At 37.5% G+C, this 3,079-nt stretch carries 4 protein-coding genes; 1 reads left to right on the forward strand and 3 read right to left on the reverse strand.

The genetic code is table 11. The features are described from left to right. The first annotated feature begins 113 nt into the window (after window positions 1-113). On the forward strand, window positions 114-1,085 hold the full coding sequence (locus U9P79_08065) for a hypothetical protein (protein MEA2104577.1): 972 nt from the start codon (window positions 114-116) through the stop codon (window positions 1,083-1,085). Window positions 1,086-1,381: 296 nt separating this feature from the next. Here the strand turns inward: U9P79_08065 and U9P79_08070 are convergent, their stop codons facing one another. The 3 genes from U9P79_08070 to U9P79_08080 form a co-directional block, all read right to left on the reverse strand. Continuing rightward, complete coding sequence (locus U9P79_08070; protein MEA2104578.1) at window positions 1,382-2,428, reverse strand: glycosyltransferase; 1,047 nt, start codon at window positions 2,426-2,428, stop codon at window positions 1,382-1,384. Continuing rightward, window positions 2,425-2,787, reverse strand: a complete 363-nt coding sequence (locus tag U9P79_08075; GenBank protein ID MEA2104579.1) for a four helix bundle protein — start codon at window positions 2,785-2,787, stop codon at window positions 2,425-2,427. The genes U9P79_08070 and U9P79_08075 overlap by 4 nt, the downstream gene beginning before the upstream one ends. After that, a partial coding sequence (locus U9P79_08080; GenBank protein ID MEA2104580.1) for a hypothetical protein occupies window positions 2,784-3,079 on the reverse strand: 296 nt, incomplete at its 5' end. The genes U9P79_08080 and U9P79_08075, both read right to left, overlap by 4 nt.

A 3,079-nucleotide genomic window follows, 5' to 3' on the forward strand; every position in this document is an offset into this window, starting at 1 on the left:
AAGCACCGTAGGTGCGGCATTTTCAAAGCAGGAAAAAAGAAAAATGAAAAAGAAAAAGTGAAATGTGAATATCTCTTGTTTTTCACCTCTCACTTTTGTATCAAGGAGCAAACATGAAAAAAATTATTCTAGTATTATTTATTCTTATCAGCAGTATTTCTTTTGCTGATAATTTATCCAACATCCCCGCAGCGTTTATGGACGTGGGTTACGGGGCGAAGCCAATGTCTATGGGCGGAGCGTATGTTTCTCTTACCGATAACGCAAACAGTATTATCTGGAATCCGGCGGGATTATGTAGAATCAGCAGTAAGCACAACCTTTCGATGGATAATGTTACTTTTTTCGATCTATACAATTACTCGTTCCTTGGTTACGGAATGAAATTGAACGAGATGATTTCCCTTGGCTCAGGGCTTATTTATTCGGGTGATGAAGCTATGTCCGAAGCCACCCTGTTAGTTTCAATGGGACTGAACGGCTCCATATTTGGCAAACCTTTCTTAGAAAAATTGAATTTGGGTTTAAGCCTGAAATATTTCGGTTCATCTTTTGGTAACAATTCAAATGGCTCTTATGTGGACGCACAGGGAGAGCATCAAGTTTCCGGATCTGCTAACGGTTTCGGTTGTGATGTGGGATTGCAATATAAAATTACCGAAGAAAGCAACGTAGGACTTGCTTGCAAAAATGCTCTTAATAATATATTTTGGGAAAGTAGTAATGGCACCGGAACAGCTCAAGGTGATTACGATGAAGGAATTCCAACCACATTGACCTACGGTTACAGTTTTTCAAAAAACAACATAACTTTCGCTTTGGACTATGATAAAGCCCTTTATAAAGATGTGGAGGATATTGTTCATATCGGAGGAGAATATACACTTTTGGGTAAATATTTATCCCTTCGCAGCGGATTTTCGCAAGAACTTTACACAAGTGAAAATCGCAAATACGGATTTGGAGTCGGAACAAAACTGAATATCTGGCAAAATTCTTTACTCCATTTTGATGTCGGATACGAAATTCAACCGCAATGGCAAGGTGGAAACACTTTGCGGATTTCGATGAATATTGTCAAATAAAAATTTTTGCAAACGTTATCTGTAAAAGTATGTAGAAAATGTTCATAGAAACTTCAATACAAAAGTTCAACATCTTTCGCAAAGATTTTTGCGAGCGAGATTTCACGAACCACTCCGTGACAAAGCGTGGTGTCACGGACCACTCCGTGACAAAGGGAGATGTCACGGACCATTCCGTGACATAACAAATTCGGCACGGAATGGTCGTGCCGACTCGTCTATGACTCAAAAAATCATTGCAAGGACGAAACCCAAATCGTGTCGAAAAGAATGACCCGACTCGAGTTTCTCAAATACTATTTATAATATTTCTTCGTAAAACCATTCACAAATTTTTCTTTCTGGAAAATTGATTTTATTACCCCAACAAACAAACCGATTCCGTAGGCAAAAATTTGTGTAAATATCGTAACAACCGAAAGCAGACCGACTTTAAGAGACTGATATTCCCTGCTTGATTGAATTAAAACGAATCCCCCGACTAATAAAAGACAAATATTTTCAAAAAGAAAAAGATAAGCAATCAGTGAAAACAAAATTGCAAAAATCAAACTAAGAAAATATCCGGTTACGATGACGCTTGGCAAACAATGAACCGGTTTCAACATTTTTTTATCTAACTTTCCCAAATTTACCCTCGTTACTCCCCAATTAAAAATTTGCTTAAAAAATCTTCTAAATGAAGTTCTTCTTTTGTGATATACAAATACATCCGGCAGATATTTCGCTTTAAATCCGGCTTTGAAAATACGATTTGAAAAATCCATGTCCTGCCCGTGCCGCAGAGAATTCATTCCTCCCACTTTTTCATACACCTCTCTTTTGATCCCCATATTAAAACTACGAGGATAATATTTGCCTACCGATTTCCCCGAACTCCCTCTGGTTCCGCCGGTTCCGATAAACGATGTCATTGAGTAGTTCACAGCTTTTAGAAAAGGGGGAAAATCTTCACGATATGTATCCGGTCCACCAAAAAAATCAAAATCTTCCGATTCAAGATGGGTTACCAGATTTTCAACATAATCCACCGGCACCGTACAATCCGAATCTATGAAAACAAAAACATCCCCTTTTGCTTTATCCATCCCGTTATTTCTTGCAGCACCCGGTCCGGTATTCTTTTGAAAAAAGTATCTTAGGTCTAATTGGTTTTTAAACGAATCTACTACTTCTTTGATATTATCCGTGGAGCCATCATCCACAATAATGACTTCAAATTCTTTGCTAGTTTGCAAAACGAGCGAAGAGAGAAATTCTTTTATTTCATCAGCGCGGTTGTAAGCCGGAATGATCATGGAAATAAAGGGAAAAGGGAGAAGGGAGGACGGAGAAATGGTCATGAAAACTTTTCTTTTCTAACTTTTATCAGATTAAACAGCATTGCAGACATTTTACGCGTTCTATCAATAAGTTCAAAAGCGTCAATTTTTGTAAGAAAATCAAGTTTTAAGGCAATGTATAGTTGAGTTCGCAATTCTGCAGAAGATCCTCGTGCAATATACAAAAAATGAACATATTCCTTGTTTGATTGTCTGTCATACCCCTCGGATATGTTTGACGGAATTGATACAGCAGCCCTTTGTATTTGGTCTCGCAAGCTATAATCTTTACAATCTGCTAAATTTTTATAAATATCTATCACCATTCTCATCCCTTCTTGCCATACTTCCAAATCTTCAAACTTCTCAATTTTTTTCATCCGTTCTCCCTTCTCCCTTTTCCCATTTTCCGTTTTCCGTTTTCCGTTTTCCATTTTCCATTTTCCGTTTTCCATTTTCCGTTTTCCATTTTCCGTTTTCCATTCTTTAATATCGTTATTATGGCGGCTACAACAAAACATAAAAATGCAAAAATGTGGGCGTAAAAAGACAACCTATAATTTTTCACAAATGCTTCAGGATTAAACTCAAAAACCACTTCATGTTCGCCTGCGGAGTCAATATAAACAGAGCGAAGAATGTGGTCGGTTTTGTAAATTTCCGTCCTTTTTC

This window comes from Candidatus Cloacimonadota bacterium (assembly GCA_034661015.1).
Classification (GTDB): Bacteria; Cloacimonadota; Cloacimonadia; order JGIOTU-2; family JGIOTU-2; genus JAYEKN01.